This window comes from Halorubrum sp. CBA1125 (genome assembly GCF_009742825.1).
GTDB lineage: Archaea > Halobacteriota > Halobacteria > Halobacteriales > Haloferacaceae > Halorubrum.
Map to the genome: position 1 here is coordinate 1 of NZ_WPCE01000366.1, position 1291 is coordinate 1291.

The 1291-nt window shown below is 69.2% G+C and carries 2 protein-coding genes and 1 pseudogene; 2 read left to right on the forward strand and 1 reads right to left on the reverse strand.

Going from position 1 to position 1291, the window contains the following annotated elements; translation table 11 throughout:
* Together GJ633_RS16745 and GJ633_RS16750 are read left to right on the forward strand one after the other, a co-directional pair.
* Window positions 1-202 (forward strand): annotated as a pseudogene (locus GJ633_RS16745) (TATA-box-binding protein); the annotation flags it as partial.
* A gap of 78 nt (window positions 203-280) precedes the next feature.
* Window positions 281-640, forward strand: coding sequence for a hypothetical protein (locus GJ633_RS16750; protein ID WP_156589657.1), 360 nt, complete (start codon window positions 281-283; stop codon window positions 638-640).
* Window positions 641-722: 82 nt separating this feature from the next.
* Here the strand turns inward: GJ633_RS16750 and GJ633_RS16755 are convergent.
* Window positions 723-1291 (reverse strand): helicase C-terminal domain-containing protein (locus GJ633_RS16755; protein WP_303646537.1); only part of this gene is annotated, 569 nt, incomplete at its 5' end.

The following is a 1291-nucleotide window of genomic DNA, read 5'->3' on the forward strand; positions in this document are numbered from 1 at the left end:
GGCGATCGGGCTGGGCTCGAACACATCGAGTACGAGCCGAGCAGTTCCCGGGCTCGTCTACCGGATCGACGAGCCGGACGTGGTGGCGCTGCTCTTCGGCAGCGGGAAGCTCGTGATCACCGGCGGGACGTCCCCCGACGACGCCGCGGCCGCCGTCGACGTCATCGTCGACGAGCTCCACGGACTCGGTCTGCTGTCGTAGCGGTCGTCATCGCACTCCGGCGCCGTCTTCGCGGAGCGATTTCGCGACCACTTTTACCCGTGGTCCCGTAGGTCGTCCATGCTCCTCCAGACGGTGACGCCGGTCTCGGTACTGGGGACGATCCTCGTGTTCGCGCTGTTCCTCTCCGCGACCGCCCACCTCGCCGCGCGGAACGTCCTCGGCGACGTCGACCCCCGTCGCGCGCTCTACGTCGGACCGATGCCGGCGGTCCTCGGCGTCGTCGGCGGTGCCCTCTCCGTGTCGGAGGCGGTGCTCGTTCCCGCCGCGCTGCTAGTCGACGGCGCGATGTTCGCGTGGAGCTACGACCAGCCGCGTCGGATTGCGATCGGGATGACCCTGATCCACGCCGTGATCACGACGCTTGTCGGGATCGTCCTGCTCGGCGTCACCGTGCTGATCGCCTCGATGCCCGGGTGACGGCGGCGAGTCGGCACCGGATTTCACAGTCGGGTCGAAACCTCACCCGCCGTCCTGGATCGGGTGCGCACAGCGTCCGCTGTCACGGGTCGGGCGGCGCGCCGTCGTACGCGTCGTGATCGCCGTAGAAGTTCAACATCGCGAACTTCACCTTCTCGGGGTCGACGTCGATCAGCTCCTCGCGCTCCTCGATCGGGAACGCGTCGCGGACCGAGTACTTCCCCATGTCCGCGGTCGTGTACCGCCGATCGGCGAGGATCCGGACGCCGAAGTCGTCGGGTCCTCTGATCACCCGCCCGAGCGCCTGTCGCGTCTTCCGGATCGTCGGGATCTCGACCGCGTACATCCAGCCGGGATCGCGCGTGCGACTGGTGTCGGAGAACGCCCGGTCGTACGCCTCCTGCACCGCCTCCATCCGGTCCGAGAGGTGGGGGTAGGGGACGCCCGTGACGACGACTGTCCGGGCATCGTCGCCGTCGAAGCTCACCCCCTCCGCGAGCGTCCCCCACAGCGAGGTGAACAGGGCGGCGTCGTCGCTCTCGACGAACGCCCGGCGGATCCGCTCTTCGTCCGTTCCCGGGCCGTCGAGATAGAGCCGTCCGAGATCGCCCCCGTCGGTTCCGCCGCCCGTCTCGGCACCTCCGTCTCCCC